A 14,131-nucleotide genomic window follows, 5' to 3' on the forward strand; every position below is an offset into this window, starting at 1 on the left:
GGAACAGCGAGGGGAAATCTGAAGAATTTCTGAAGATGCCAAAGCAAAAAGAGTGAACTCCGTCGCATAGACAGCTTCCACTCTTCTACGATTAAAGTATCTTGTTCAAAATCACGTCAGCCGCTTTCGTCGCCCCACCCGCATCCCGCAACGTTCTCGACAATTCCTTGGCACGTTTCAAATACGCCGCGTCCACTAGCACCTCGGCCACGGCCGCTTCCAAATCTTTCGGCTTCTTCCCTTTCAGCATGACCCCGGCCCCAAGCCCCACAACCCGCTCAGCCACCATTCGCTGTTCACCATGCTGGGGAAATAAAACCAACGGAACCCCGAAAAACAGACTTTCATTCACACTGTTCATACCGCTATGTGTAATAAAAACATCCGCCCGCTGCAATATCGCCAGCTGATCGACAGACTGTTTCACTGTGAAATTCCCCGGGATGCCGCCAAGGGAGGAAATGTCTGTTTTCCCGCCAACCGACATGACGACCTCATACTCCTTCCCTGCGAAGGCCCGTATACAGTTACGGTAAAAGTCGTGATTTTGATTCAACACGGTACCAAGAGAGACATAGATCACTTTCCTGCTCTTTTTCTCTTTCACTGTCAATGGCAGATTGATCGAAGGTCCAACAAAAGCGTATCGGTCAGAAAAGGTATCCGCCATCGGTTGAAATTCCTTCGAAGTGTAAACAATGGTGTCCGTTTCGTTGTCATTTTGAATGATTGATATGAAATTCTCCACCTTGTAGCCATGGTCCCGAAGCAATCGGATTTTCTTATTGATCCTCGGCATCCCTACAATCATTTTTCCTATTTCCCACAAACTCCGCTTCATCAGCTTGGCGGTATGCTTATTGAACGCGAACGTGGTCGTCGAACAAATATAAGGGATTCCTAGTTTCATGGCAAATAGCTTCCCCCAGAAGCAAATGGAATCCGAAACGATGCAATCCGGCTCGATTTCCCTTAACTCCTGGCAAACCTTTTCATCCATCGCGATCGTCGTATCGGCCACCATTTCGATCAACGCAGCAAAATCCTTCCCGGCCTTGCGTTCCAGCTCTTCCTCGGACAGCGGAGGCAAGAAATCGTCGCACGCAATAAAAACAGCGCCCGCCGCTTCTATCCGCTCCTGAAATTCCACAAACGAATAATACCAAACTTGATGGCCCCGCTTCACCAACTCGGCCACAACCGGGATGGTCGGGTTCGTATGTCCGTGGGCGGGTATCGAAAAGAAGACGATCTTGCTCATTCCGGATCATCCGCCTTCAATTCGCTTTTCCGGATCAGTTCGGCGAATTCCAGAAACCCTTCACTTTTCAAAACGGCGATCCCTTTCGTCTCGTCCTCTCCCAAAATGACGAGTTTATCACCCGCTTGGATGCGGTACAGATCCCGTGCCTGTTTCGGAATGACAATCTGGCCCCGCTCCCCCACCTTGACGACACCGAAAAACCGCTTCCCCTTCGGAGCGAGATGATTCGCTTCTTCCTCACTCATACTCTGGGACAATTCATCCAATGTCACTTGGAAAACATCGCTCAAAATCTTGCATTTATAAATATCCGGCAAGGCCTCCCCATTTTCCCACTTCGCTACGGTCTGCCGCGAAACATCCACCTTTTCCGCCAACTGTTCCTGACTCAATCTGTTCCTTTTACGCAACACGCGGATATTCATACCGATCATATTTTTCATCTCCTTATCTCCCAATATAAAGGAGTCTAGGGGCGAAATCTATCAACGATCCGTAACATTTCTTGTTATAAATCGTGGCAACCCTCCTTGGAGACAGTTACCAGTATAATTCAGACAAAATTCAGAATTGAGCAAGATTTGCGCAGGTGACTGTCACCACTTCAGAACGCCTTTCGCTGGTAAATGATTGTCGTCGTTATCCAGGAAAGCGCGTAAAGTGTCATAATCAAAAAGGCTGCTCCCGTATACAAAACCGGTATGGACAAATTGTCGATGAATTGAGTGATGGCCGTTGCATGTTTGGCTAAAAATATTACCGTTTGCGGCCCGATGCCTGCCAACAAGAGAAAACTGATGAGCACAGCCGCGGAAATGTATCCGGGTTTGAATATATAAAACAACGGAAAAGTGAACGAAGCGAATAATAAAAATAAGCCGCTGCCCAACCCGATATCCATCATCGCAAACGGTTTATTCAGCACAAATAGCGCCAGACTTGTCACTCCGATGGACAACATCATATACACGATGGCTCCAAGATAGCGTGAGGCGACGATCTCGTTACGTGTATAGGGCAAGGAATTCAGTAAAATATTTGTCTCCGCTTTTTCATCGTACGCATACGTATTAAACGGGATGAAAATGCTCGCGACGAGAAAAATCAGCGCCGGGTGCGAGTCCATGATGATAAAAAAAACGATAAAAGGGATAAAGACGAGCAGCTGTCTTTTCTGTAGGATAACATCGCGCCTAATCAAGTTAAACATAGCTATTCCTTCCTTTCATGTAGTACATGATATCTTCCAAAGATGCCCGTTCCATAACGACAGAGTCTCCGAAAATCTGTTGCACCGCCCGGACATTATCCGTCAGTGCCTCAAATCCAGTCGGCGCTTGATGAATATGAACGAATTCTTTTTCCGTATCCCGGTCCAACAGTTCATTTCTCCCTTTGACAAGCGCAAAGTTTTCGGCTACATCGTGAATGGATTGATTGAACACCAATTCCCCTTCCTGGATGAAGGCGATGTAATCTGCAATCCGATTCAAATCTGTCGTAATATGGGTGGAGAAAAATATGGTTCGGTTGCCATCCACCATTAATTCCTGTAAAAGCTCCAACAGCTCCCGCCTGAAAATCGGGTCCAACCCCGCGGTCGGCTCATCCATGATGATCAGCTCCGCATGATGCGACAGCGCAATTGCTAAGGAGGCCTTCATCTGCATCCCCTTCGAGAATTTCTTCACCGATTTGTTCAGCGGCAATTCGAATTGGTTGATATACCGATTAAATAAGGCATCATCCCATCGTTTGTAAGCCGGCGCCACAATCCGTTTGATATCTTTCAAATTCAGCCCTTCAAAAAACACATTGCCGTCGTAGACAAACCCGATGCGCTCCTTGATCGCCTTTTCATGCGTTGCGTAGTCCAAGCCGAACAACTTCACCTCGCCGGCATCCGGCCTTAATAAATTCATCATCATTTTGATCGTCGTCGACTTCCCGGCCCCATTCGCTCCGATGAAACCGGTGACAAAGCCTTGCTTCACTTGCAAATCGATATTTTTTACAGAGAAGCCTTTAAAATGCTTGGTTACATTTGTTAATTCAACCACATGTTCCATCCCCATCACTCCTCATTTAAAATTTTCAATAGCTGTTGCAGTTCGTCCAGGGATAGGCCGATTTCCCTGCTATTTGTAATGACCGCGCTCAACTGTTCCTCAATGACCTTCAACTTCTTCTCCCGGATGACTTCCAGATTCTGCTCTGCGATAAAAGAGCCTTTGCCGACAATGGAATAGATGAAACCCGCTTTTTCCAACTCCTCATAGGCCCGCTTCGTCGTAATGACACTGATCTGCAAATCCTTGGCGAGCTGGCGGATGGAAGGCAATGCCGCCCCCTCCTGCAACTCCCCCGCTAAAATGGACGATTTGATCTGCTTCGTAATCTGTTCATAAATCGGCTCCTTCGAACTGTTGGAAATAATAATCTGCATGCAATCCCTCTTCTTCTTGTATAGTGTATATATACTTTATATACACTATACACAGTTAATCTGTTTTCTGCAACCTCTACTTGGTGACAGTGGTCACCAATACAATTCAGACACTATTCTGAATTGGGTCGGATTTGCGCAGGTGACTGTCACCATTTCATTGTCAGCATTTCATAAAAAAAGTGTTCAATGGGAATGAGTTTCCCGTTGAACACTTTTTTTGAAAAATAGATAAATATATTGCTTATCCTTTTACCCCTTCCAAATTAGCAATCCGCTTTTGGATCGACTTGCGCCATTCCTCCGCAAGTGCCTCGACAGCGGCAATCCGTTTCAGCGCTTCTATATTCCGCGGCTGGTGAAAATAGACTTCATTGCCGAACTGGATGGAAACGTTAGCTGGATGCTGTTCGAGCAAGGTAATGGTCGAATCTCTTCTTACGATCCCTTCCTCCAACACTCTGCATAAATAGCCGGTATAGCCCGTTTCTATCATCCGTTTCATGAGCTGCGGCAATCCGGTCCTTTTTGAAATCGTACTGCAGGGCACCCGGCCTTGCGTCACTTGGATGACCACCTCTCCGACCCGGAAGATATCGCCGATGAATACGTCCGTTTCGAGCATATTTATCACTGTCAAATTCTCTCCAAATGTCGCATCTGGCAAAGATTTTCGGAATTCCGCTTCCCACTGCGCATAATGCAAATAATAAAAATATTGTTTGTAAAATTATTGACAATCCACTAACTTCGCTTTACTATGTTTGTTTTTGATTAAACAATTATTAAATTCGTTTGCTGTATTTCATTATTGATAGGATGTGTATATGCGGTGGATATTTCAGATCAGTTTTGGAACGCCACGTTGGATGAACTGAAACAGGGATATAGGGAAGAGGCGAATTCCTATACTTGCCTGTTATGCGGGGAGGAAATTGAAAAAGGGATCATATACCCGGTTGATGGGATCTTTTACGAAGCAGAGCGATATATCCGGATTCATATCGAGCGTACCCACCAATCCGTTTTTGAGTATCTCCTGAATTTGGATAAGAAACTGACAGGGCTTACCGATCATCAGAATCTCCTGCTCCGTCATTTTTACGAGGGGAAGAGCGATAAAGAGATCCAAACGGAAATGGGGATCGGCAGCACTTCCACAATTAGGCATCACCGTTTTTCATTAAAAGAGAAAGAGCGCCAGGCGAAGACCTTTTTAGCGATCATGGAGCTGTTAAAGGAAAAAGATCAATACGCGCCAGCCTTTGTCCCGCCCCATAAAACAGCCAAAATGGTCGATGATCGCTATGCCGTCACGGAAGAGGAGCGACGTGAGATCGTCCAAAAGTTTTTACCGGAAGGGACCCAAGGCCGATTGACCAAATTCCCGCCTAAAGAAAAACAGCGATATATCGTTCTGCGGGAAATGGCCAAACGATTCGATCGTGACACGACCTATACCGAACATGAAGTCAATCAAATGTTGGAAAGTATGTATGACGATTATATAAAGATTCGGCGCTATTTAATCGAATATGGCTTTTTAGGAAGAAAGCCCGATGGAAGTCAATATTGGCTGAACCAATAAGAGTAAGGAGTGGCCCAAATGGAGAGAAAAAAGCAGTTAAAACAGATGTACAAGGAAACCCCGATAGAAGGCGGCATTTTTCAAATAAAAAATAATGAAAACGGTAAACTATTCGTCGGCAGCACAAGGAATTTCAAAACAATAAACGGACTGAAATTCAGTTTGGAAGCCGGCACTGCCCCACCGACAACTACAGAACTTCAGCAAGACTGGAGTCATTTTGGCGCAAGTGCGTTCAGCATCGACAAACTTGAAACTCTCAAAAAGAAAGACGAACCATACTTTAATGAAAAAGAAGCATTGCAGGAAATGGAAAACAAATGGCTAGACCAGCTTCAACCTTATGGCGAAAGAGGATACAACCGAAAGAAGTAACGCAGCGACAAAAATACACCTCCCTTCGATCGCTATTCCAGCCGATCAAGGGGAGGTGTCCGTATGGTAGAGCAGCAAGTTTCTTGCTCCTCAATCATTCATCTTTTGATATAAATAGAGCATTTGCTGCTGCTCCTCCAATTGCGGTGACAATTGCACCTTCCGCCTGGCGTCTTGGTGACAGTCACCTCATAAAGCTGTCTTCATCGGATCACTTCAAATAAAACCGCAAGCCCGATTCCGCCGGCACTACCAATTGCGGCGAGCACATAATTTACGTCCTGCCTTCTCTGCACTTCATAAAAAAGTCGCGTCACTAAAATGGCTCCCGAGGCGCCGTAAGGATGGCCTGTCGTCAACGCACCGCCGGATACATTCAATTTCCCGTACGGAATCGACAGTTCCGTAGCGCATGCAATCATTTTAGATGCAAATGCTTCGTTGATTTCAATCAAATCGATATCTTCCATCGTCAATCCGTTACGTGCCAACAATGCTCGAATGGCCGGGATCGGCGACATGCCCGGATAATTCGGATGGATTCCGCTCACTTCACTGTCCGCGAAGCGAAGCACTGCGCGCATGCCGAGTTCCGCGGCCAATTGTTCTTCCATGACGACAACCGCGGCAGCACCATCATGAATGCCGCAACTGTTCGCCGCCGTCACGGTGCCGTCCGCGTCAACTAGCGGCTTCGCCCTTTCTATTAATCGCGCCATATCCCGTTTTTTCTGAAACACTTCGTCCGACCGGAATTCACCGAACGGAAGCACCTCTTCCGAATAAAACCCTTTCGTATACGCATCCCAGCTCAGCTCGTAACTCCGGAGCGCATACGCATCTTGCACATCCCGCGTCAACCCGTAATGCCGCGCGACATTTTCCGCCGCTACGACCATATCCGGATCCCCAAGAGCCGCCGGAGAGAATCGTGCCCGTTTCGGAAATGGCGAGGTGCTGGCGCTTTCCACCCCTCCCGCGATGTAGCACGTCCCGGCACCGGCCCGAATGAAAAGACACGCCGTTCGGATCGCTTCAAGGCCTGCGCTGCATTGCCGGTCAATTGTCATCCCGGAAACCGACAGGGCAAGCCCCGCCTCCAGGGCGGCGAAACGCGCCATATTTCCACCCGGACCGACGACATTGCCCAAAATCACTTCATTCAGATGCTCCGTCACATTTCCGGCCACATGCCGAAGCAGCGGAGCAGCCAGCTGATGCGGCTCCACGTCTTTCAACACGCCGCCTTTTTTTCCGATCGGCGTCCGTTTCGCTTGCACGATGACTGCATTTTTAATGTTCCATCGCCTCCCCCGGCAACAATTGCCGTAATCGATGCCGTTCAATTTTCCCGCTCGTCGTATAAGGGAATTGGTCGATGAATTGCCAGCGCCGCGGGCATTTGAATGTGGATAGATGCGCAAGGCAATGTTTTTGCAGTTGCTGTTTCGAAGCATCTCCGCGAATAAATGCGACAGGCACTTGCCCCCAATACGAATCCTCCACGCCGATTACCGCCGCTTCCTCCACCCCAGGATGGGCGTGCAAAATCGCCTCAATCTCTTCCGGATACACATTCTCCCCTCCGCAAATGATCATGCTGTTTTCACGTCCGTTCAGATAAAGAAATCCTTCTTCATCCAAATAGCCGATATCATCCACAGTGATCCAGCCCGCTTCATCTTCAATGGACCGCAATTCATCATGAGGCGGCTGGATATATCCTGAAAAGAGGAATGGACTCCTGACATAAACTTTGCCGACGCACCCGGTTTCGACTACTCTTCCATCGGCATCCCGAATTTGGAGTTCTACATGTTTACAAGCTTCACCGACAGAAGCCGGCTTCTTGCGATTCGATTCATTATTGGAATAGGTAATGAAGCTCGTCTCGCTCGAACCGTAAAACTCATACATCGTAATATTCGGGAACTGAGAATGAATCTTCTCCTTGGAATGCTCATTCCATTTTGCACCAGATGAAATGATCGTCAGATGCTTCACCATACGTGTTCCGTTGGCAGCCATCGCCTCCACCATCGTCGGCACGACATACAATACAGAAATAGGGTAATCGTTTATCCGCTGCAATGCGGTCACCGGCGAAAACGTCTCCAATATGTATACCGAACTACCAAAATACAGTCCACAAATCGCCCCATATAAAAAATGGGAATGGACAAGCGCTCCCGGAATGAGCACTTCATCCATCCCATTCAACTGAAAGTCGTATTGACTGCTTGAAAAACTCTGCACCCACGATCGATCCGACCTGACAAACGCTTTCGGCCGACCTGTCGTGCCAGACGTGAAGCCCATGTAAAACAACCGTTCCTCGTCCTCTTCTTCATTCCACGAATTCACCGCCCGCTGAATCTCCTCAACGATTTCTTCCCAGAAGAAGACTTCGGTATCCGTTCCATGGAATCGGCTAGCCAAACGTTTCGTTGTAATTAAAAAAGAGGGTTTTGCTAAATCGAGGCGTTGCTGCAATTCATTCGCCTTCCATTTGACGTCGAAGGGAACTGCGATTTGACCCGCCATTGCCGCCCCTGCAAACAATTGTAAGAAGGGGATTCCATTGGGCACGAAAAGGCCGACTTTGCCCCGCCCTTCGATCTTTTCAGAAAACCAATTAGCTGTTCGGCAAACCAGTTCATGCCACGCGCGATACGTAATTTGCTCTCCCGCCGTATGGATGGCTATCTTATCAGGATGCGCCTCAGCATGGCGCGCGTATGTACTCGTAATCAATTCCTCAGCCTCCTCGATCTGTTAACTATGAATCATACGTCGGTTGAATACCGGATACTTCTGCAATTGGACAATCAGTAAGGAAGCGATGGTTGCTTTCAGGGCATCCCCAGGCAAAAATAGCAAACTCGCTTTCGCCACATCCATGATCCCAAGCTCCATCACAAATGCCTGTACAGGCACCCCGATAGCATAAATAAGGAAAATACCGACCGTGAGATTCAACGGCAGCACGTTCCATAACTGGATTTTCGAAAAGCGCGCCTGAATCGCCCCGATACAAAAAGCCGTCACAGGCCAGGACAATAAATACCCCGCACTTGGACCTACAAAAACACCCAATCCTCCCCGACCGCCGGATAACAGCGGCAGTCCCGCCGCGACAACTAGCAAAAAGACGATTTGGCTCATCGCTCCGAGCCGGGCCCCTAGCAAGCCCCCAGCCAACAGCACTCCTAACGTTTGCAGCGTAATCGGCACAGGCATCACCCCAATTGGAATCGGCGGCATCAGCCCCAACACCCCCATCACCGCTGCAAACAACGCCACATTCGTCATGTCTCTCACATTCATCCATTTCCCCACCTTACAATACTTCGGTAATATTCACAATAATACGATGGATGAACTATTGAGTCAACAGCGTTTTTCACATCGTTAACCATAGAGAAGAAATCCGAATGAAAAAACCCATTTTCCACGTCACGGAAAATGGGCTGTGCCAGCTGCTATTCAAATTGGGGGATTTTATTCACACAGTGGCGTTCAGCGCAGCCGTGCTCCCAAATTCGCCTGTATAATACGTTAGCGCATCAGCATTCGTATACTCGAAGTTTCTCACTAAGCCGATATAAAGGACATGGTCCCCTCCGTCATATTCGGCCCAAGGCGTACATTCGATGTACGCGAGCGACTCCGAAAGACGTGGGGCATGTTCGCCATTCACCCATCCCACCGGCTCCATTTCTTGCGGACGTCCCGCAAAATGCAGAGCCACCTCTTCCTGGGTAGAGGTGAGTATATTTACCGTAAATGAGTTGTCTTTCATATGACTGTACGCCTTCGTTTTGCGATCTATGGAGACCAACACGAGGGGAGGGTCTAACGATACGGACGTGAATGAATTTGCCGTAATTCCATGATTGCCGTTCTCTGTCCTGCATGTAACAACCGTGACACCCGTTGCAAACCGCCCCATGCAATTTCGAAACTCTCTCGGGTCCATTTTTACAACCTCCTTTTCATTCAGCTAATATAACGGATGATATAAAAACAAGGGGATTGCAACATCCCCTCGTCTTGTAAGAGTTTCAATTTTTACGCATTACAAAATCCAATGAGGATACTTTATAGCCATCCTTCTCTTCCAGCGTTGTCATCAAGTCCAAACGCACCCCATCTGCCACGTCCGTCTCAAGCCATTCATCGCCTTCAAAGAACACTTGCGTAATGAGCGTTTCATGCCCCTCCGCTTCGAACATTAGATGCAGATGCGCCGGACGCATCGGATGCTGATCGGTGTACTCCAAAAACTCTCCTGTCGGGCCATCCGTCGGAATGGAATACGGAAGCGGAACGATTGTTTTCACTGTAAAATTCCCATTTTCATCTGTGAAGAAATGTCCCCTGAAATTATATCGAGGTGCATCCGAATCAAAGGCAGAATATTTTCCGGACGCATCATTTTGCCACATTTCCACGCGGGCATTCGCAAGCGGTTTGCCGTCCGTACTGCTCACATTCCCGCTAAAGTACATCACTTCCCCAGCCTCATCAGGACGCTGCGTCAATTCAAGCGGTTTGCCGTCCTTCGCCTCGATTAAAGGCGATCCCTCAATGAAATACGGGCCCAAAAGGGAAGGCTGAGTGCCGGGCTTGTCTGTATACATCGCTCGCAGCACATGGGTTTCCAAAAACACGTCCGCAAACAGCGGCAATTCCCCTTTGCGCCCCAGGCGATCCGCCCAATTCACGAAGTTTGTATATTCCTCGTGGTTCAACTTCGCTTCTTGTAAGAAATTTTTCACGTGCTTAATAAATAAATCGAATACCTCTTCGACACGTTCGTTCTTTTTCGCGACCTGTTTAACCATTCTAAATTCCTCCCCATTGTTATAGTATGTTTGTCATTTGTTCCGGTAAGCTTGGATATCATCATTATTGATCCAAGTCGGATTCACCCAGCCATCCAAGTCGTAGTCATCCATGCATTGCTGGACAAAGTCCTCGAACCCTTGGGCATTCCCGTTCGCTTGGGCGACAATCAAATTCTCCATTCGGATATTCTCGTTATTGCCCGAATAATTCCGCTCATACAGTTCGTGACGGCCACCGTATTCCGTACCGATCGCGTCCCAAAGCAATTTAATCACTTTGATCTTCTCTTCCGCCTCAATCCCGTTGGATCCGCGGTACAGTTTGTCGATGAGTGGACGCAGCTCAGCATTTTTGAAGTCCATCGAACTGGAAGGCTGTACAATCAAGCTGCCTCCGACGACTGTCTCTACAATGTTTTTCACATGCGACCAGCCTTCCGACATGAACACGCGGTATGCCAACCCATAATTCAAGTTCGGCAGTACCGTTCCGTTTGCGCTTTTTTCCGGATTCAATGCCATCGCATCACTGAGTGCCCAGAACATATTCCGGTACGCGATGACTTCCCCTAAATTGGCTTGTACCCCCCGGAAGGTATCGGTTCCATTCCCTCGAAGCGCCTTGATTAACAAACCGGCAATAAAATCGAGCTTTACTGCGAACCTTGTCACGCCATGGAAAGTGAAGCGATGCAGGAAGCCGCTTTCCGCAAAGAAGCTGTTCGCTTTTTCGATATCCCGGTAAACGAGGACGTTTTCCCATGGTATGAGAGCGTTTTCAAAAACTAGCACAGAGTCATTTTCGTCGAAACGGCTGCTCAGCGGATAATCAAAAGGACTTCCTGTCACAGCTGCATTCATTTCGTAGGAGGAGCGGCAGACCAGTTTTACGCCAGGTGTATTCATATCTGCGATAAAGACAAGTGCGTGTTCTTCCTTTGGAACGGCAAGGGCACCGTAATGTGCGACGAAGTTATAGTTGGTCAGCGCCGATCCGGTAGCGACCATCTTTGCCCCGCTGACGAGGATGCCTTCTTCCGTCTCGCCAGTCGCGTGAACAAAGACATCTTTCACTTCGTCCAGCGGCTTATTGCGGTCGACTGGCGGATTGATGATTGCGTGATTGAAGAACCAGTTTTTCTCCTGTGCTTCTTTATACCATCTCCTCGCGTTGGCCTCGTATTTTCCGTAATATTGCGGATTGGCGCCTAATGTGGCCAGAAAGGAAGCTTTGTAATCTGGGGATCTTCCCATTTGCCCGTAGGACATTTTCGCCCAGGCCGCAATGGCATCCCGTGTTTTGAATAAATCTTCCGCTGTTGTATCGGGCTGGAAAAACCGCTGCGTGAACCCGCCATTTCCTGTATCGGTTTTTCGTGTTAATGTAGCTTGATGTTCTGGATCATGCAAAGCGTCATAAAGGCGTGCAATCGAACGGGCACTGTTCCGGAATGCCGGATGGGTCGTCACGTCTTTCACTCTCTCGCCGTGCAGCCAAATCTCACGGTTGTCCTTGAGACTTTCAAGATACTCAGCGCCCGTCAACGGGACTCTAACAGCTTGTTGAGTTTTCAAAATTATTCCTCCTCTTTTGTAATCGCTTACTTAATCGAATATTACACCAATTCCCAACTATCTGTAACTGCAAATAGATAGGTAATAATTCACGATGACTAGCAGTTTTTGCGGAGGATAAAATTCACCACGACCCAGAGCGTCAAAAAATTCATCTGTCCGGTTAAAAACCGATACAGATGACGAGTAGAATGCTATTATACTTCAATGGCGGTGTTCGAAGCATTAATGATTTTCAAACCGAAGTAAATCCTGGTAGCGAGCTGCGCATTAAAGCGGCCCGAACCGGTCTTCAAATCAATATCGCTCAGCGATTCGATTTTCTCAATCCGGTAACGCAAGCCTGCGATGGATAAATGCAGATCACATGCTGTCTGTTGAAGATTTCCGTTATTCTCCAAATACGATTTCAATGTAATGAGCAGATTACCCGAATTTTCATCATCATAGTCCACTAACGTGCCTATGGTTTTCTTATAAAACTTGATCAGTTCTTGATGGTCGGCGCCATTTAAAAACATCATGATCCCTTCCAAATCATTGTAGGTCGCCACCCTGCTGCTTATCGGATACGTTAGTTGCACAAAATCACAAATCCGCGTGGCATCCACATAACTTTTCCCCATATCATGGACTGTCTCCGCAATCCGTCCGGAACCGATATGCACAATAACATCCGGTAAATTCCGTTTAATGCAATTCATTAACCTCATCGAAATCTCTTGAACTTCTTGATCGTCGCTAGCGCCGACGATGATCACAATATAGTGATCTTTCATGAACAAATCCAATTTAGCATCGTTTTTCGTTAAGAAATGAAGCACTCGTTCTTTCATTGTTTCAGGAATAATTTTAAGGGTGATAATACAATGCGGTTCTTTTGTATTGAAGCCGAAAATAGCGGCTTGCCGGCTCAAATTCATAGTATCGATAAATTTATTTTCAATCATTTCATCAAAAAAATGCTCTCGTTTCGTCAACAGTGATTCAGTCATCTTACTTTGGTGATACATTTGAATGGTAAATACCATGAGGGCCCGTTTAATAATTAAAATTTCCCTCTGGTTCGGCTTGCATTTTCCGATGATGGTCAAATTCCCAAGTTGCGTATTATGACTTTTCATCGTAAACGATTCGAAAAACAACCCCTCCTGCTGATTTGTGATAACTCCGCTGTTCTTCCATTTTTGATAGGCGGCTTCCTCTCGGGGACAATGGAAATAAGAGGAATACACCTCCTGATAATGATCGATGACAATGCTGCGGCCAAGGATGCGGCCCATCGCACTTGTCGTTTCGTTAATATCCTTCCCTTGCAGAAAAAGCTCTGTCAGCTGATTTTGCGCTTCTTCGGATTCGATGATATTTTTATTCAATTGTTCGATCTCTGAATAGACATCATCCAAAACAGCCTGCAAGGATTCGTTTTTATAGTAGCGCAAGTCTTTTAAATGTTCTTCATCGCAATGCGCTACCGTTTCAGCGACGAAATAACAGACCGTGTCCCCTTTTCCACAGCAGTATTTTTCGTACGCAACAACTTCTTTTTCAAATGCACTCGTTAAATAACCGCTGGCATAGCCGATCAGCGTCCAGCAAACCGCCTCACTGCTAATCTCTTTTTCCGTTAGGTGATTGATCACTTCGAATGAGTTTTTCCAGTACCCTGTAAAATACAAATGATCTCCATCGATTTCCAAAATATCGGGTTCCACCGTGACAATCCCTTCGAGGGTGTGCATGGCTGTCCCCGACATCACCAGTTCTTTTATACGTTTCCATTCATAGTTTTCCTTTAACGATTCGGCGGCTTGTTTCCCGCAAGCCCATCCATAGCGCATTAAGAAACCTTTGGCCCGTTCTTTTCCGAGCGTATTTATTAAATCATGCCGTAAAATCCCTAAAGCCTGTATGGGAATTAACCCCATCCGTTTGTCATGGAGTTTAATGATTCCGGTGCGAGGATTGACATCAATCAAGTTTTGCAGCAATAACTGATTCGCTTTCATCCTGTCCTTCTCCCTTTTTGTCGC

At 47.1% G+C, this 14,131-nt stretch carries 14 protein-coding genes and 1 pseudogene; 2 read left to right on the plus strand and 13 right to left on the minus strand.

What is annotated here, in order from left to right:
- Positions 1–91: 91 nt before the first annotated feature.
- From OXB_RS13410 to OXB_RS13435, 6 genes and pseudogenes are all read right to left on the minus strand, one after another.
- The gene (locus OXB_RS13410) at positions 92–1,261 is read right to left on the minus strand and encodes a macrolide family glycosyltransferase (protein WP_041074973.1); all 1,170 of its coding nucleotides are present in this window, start codon (positions 1,259–1,261) and stop codon (positions 92–94) included.
- Positions 1,258–1,707: a helix-turn-helix domain-containing protein gene (locus tag OXB_RS13415; protein ID WP_331711211.1), complete on the minus strand. Its 450-nt coding sequence runs from the start codon at positions 1,705–1,707 to the stop codon at positions 1,258–1,260. Before OXB_RS13415 ends, OXB_RS13410 begins: the two co-directional genes overlap by 4 nt.
- Positions 1,708–1,868: 161 nt before the next feature.
- Complete coding sequence (locus OXB_RS13420; protein WP_041074975.1) at positions 1,869–2,474, minus strand: ABC-2 transporter permease; 606 nt, start codon at positions 2,472–2,474, stop codon at positions 1,869–1,871.
- Positions 2,467–3,333: an ABC transporter ATP-binding protein gene (locus tag OXB_RS13425; protein WP_041074977.1), complete on the minus strand. Its 867-nt coding sequence runs from the start codon at positions 3,331–3,333 to the stop codon at positions 2,467–2,469. Before OXB_RS13425 ends, OXB_RS13420 begins: the two co-directional genes overlap by 8 nt.
- A gap of 5 nt (positions 3,334–3,338) precedes the next feature.
- Complete coding sequence (locus tag OXB_RS13430; protein WP_041074979.1) at positions 3,339–3,710, minus strand: GntR family transcriptional regulator; 372 nt, start codon at positions 3,708–3,710, stop codon at positions 3,339–3,341.
- Positions 3,711–3,954: 244 nt separating this feature from the next.
- Positions 3,955–4,419 (minus strand): annotated as a pseudogene (locus tag OXB_RS13435) (MOSC domain-containing protein); the annotation flags it as partial.
- Between the two features lie 123 nt (positions 4,420–4,542).
- Here OXB_RS13435 and OXB_RS13440 point away from each other — a divergent pair.
- Both OXB_RS13440 and OXB_RS13445 read left to right on the plus strand, forming a co-directional pair.
- Complete coding sequence (locus OXB_RS13440) at positions 4,543–5,298, plus strand: DUF2087 domain-containing protein (RefSeq protein WP_041074981.1); 756 nt, start codon at positions 4,543–4,545, stop codon at positions 5,296–5,298.
- Positions 5,299–5,316: 18 nt separating this feature from the next.
- Positions 5,317–5,673 (plus strand): GIY-YIG nuclease family protein, encoded by a 357-nt coding sequence (locus OXB_RS13445; protein ID WP_041074982.1) that lies wholly within the window; start codon positions 5,317–5,319, stop codon positions 5,671–5,673.
- Positions 5,674–5,876: 203 nt separating this feature from the next.
- On the opposite strand, the gene OXB_RS13450 is transcribed toward OXB_RS13445, so the two are convergent.
- The 7 genes from OXB_RS13450 to OXB_RS13480 form a co-directional block, all read right to left on the minus strand.
- A complete protein-coding gene (locus tag OXB_RS13450) occupies positions 5,877–6,971 on the minus strand; it encodes an acetyl-CoA C-acyltransferase (protein WP_041076811.1) in 1,095 nt (364 codons plus the stop codon).
- On the minus strand, positions 6,967–8,427 hold the full coding sequence (locus OXB_RS13455) for an AMP-binding protein (protein ID WP_041074984.1): 1,461 nt from the start codon (positions 8,425–8,427) through the stop codon (positions 6,967–6,969). The genes OXB_RS13450 and OXB_RS13455 overlap by 5 nt, the downstream gene beginning before the upstream one ends.
- Before the next feature lie 21 nt (positions 8,428–8,448).
- Positions 8,449–9,000: a biotin transporter BioY gene (locus OXB_RS13460; protein ID WP_041074986.1), complete on the minus strand. Its 552-nt coding sequence runs from the start codon at positions 8,998–9,000 to the stop codon at positions 8,449–8,451.
- 178 nt (positions 9,001–9,178) lie between these two features.
- Positions 9,179–9,652, minus strand: a complete 474-nt coding sequence (locus OXB_RS13465) for a flavin reductase family protein (RefSeq protein WP_052484040.1) — start codon at positions 9,650–9,652, stop codon at positions 9,179–9,181.
- A gap of 85 nt (positions 9,653–9,737) precedes the next feature.
- On the minus strand, positions 9,738–10,520 hold the full coding sequence (locus OXB_RS13470) for a dioxygenase family protein (protein ID WP_041074990.1): 783 nt from the start codon (positions 10,518–10,520) through the stop codon (positions 9,738–9,740).
- A gap of 33 nt (positions 10,521–10,553) precedes the next feature.
- Positions 10,554–12,098 carry a 4-hydroxyphenylacetate 3-hydroxylase family protein gene (locus tag OXB_RS13475; protein ID WP_442852877.1) on the minus strand — a complete coding sequence of 515 codons (1,545 nt, stop codon included), beginning with the start codon at positions 12,096–12,098 and terminating at the stop codon, positions 10,554–10,556.
- Positions 12,099–12,295: 197 nt separating this feature from the next.
- On the minus strand, positions 12,296–14,107 hold the full coding sequence (locus tag OXB_RS13480) for a XylR N-terminal domain-containing protein (RefSeq protein ID WP_041074994.1): 1,812 nt from the start codon (positions 14,105–14,107) through the stop codon (positions 12,296–12,298).
- Positions 14,108–14,131 lie beyond the last annotated feature (24 nt).

Source organism: Bacillus sp. OxB-1 (genome assembly GCF_000829195.1).
In the GTDB taxonomy this organism is placed as follows: Bacteria; Bacillota; Bacilli; order Bacillales_A; family Planococcaceae; genus Sporosarcina.

Excerpts from the sequence above, each read along its gene's own strand:
- OXB_RS13410 (WP_041074973.1), bottom strand. The coding sequence starts at position 1,261 with ATGAGCAAGATCGTCTTCTTTTCGATACCCGCCCACGGACATACGAAC.
- OXB_RS13425 (WP_041074977.1), bottom strand. The coding sequence starts at position 3,333 with ATGGAACATGTGGTTGAATTAACAAATGTAACCAAGCATTTTAAAGGC.
- OXB_RS13480 (WP_041074994.1), bottom strand. The coding sequence starts at position 14,107 with ATGAAAGCGAATCAGTTATTGCTGCAAAACTTGATTGATGTCAATCCT.
- OXB_RS13465 (WP_052484040.1), bottom strand. The coding sequence starts at position 9,652 with ATGGACCCGAGAGAGTTTCGAAATTGCATGGGGCGGTTTGCAACGGGT.
- OXB_RS13460 (WP_041074986.1), bottom strand. The coding sequence starts at position 9,000 with ATGAATGTGAGAGACATGACGAATGTGGCGTTGTTTGCAGCGGTGATG.
- OXB_RS13445 (WP_041074982.1), top strand. The coding sequence starts at position 5,317 with ATGGAGAGAAAAAAGCAGTTAAAACAGATGTACAAGGAAACCCCGATA.
- OXB_RS13470 (WP_041074990.1), bottom strand. The coding sequence starts at position 10,520 with ATGGTTAAACAGGTCGCGAAAAAGAACGAACGTGTCGAAGAGGTATTC.
- OXB_RS13420 (WP_041074975.1), bottom strand. The coding sequence starts at position 2,474 with ATGTTTAACTTGATTAGGCGCGATGTTATCCTACAGAAAAGACAGCTG.
- OXB_RS13415 (WP_331711211.1), bottom strand. The coding sequence starts at position 1,707 with ATGAAAAATATGATCGGTATGAATATCCGCGTGTTGCGTAAAAGGAAC.
- OXB_RS13430 (WP_041074979.1), bottom strand. The coding sequence starts at position 3,710 with ATGCAGATTATTATTTCCAACAGTTCGAAGGAGCCGATTTATGAACAG.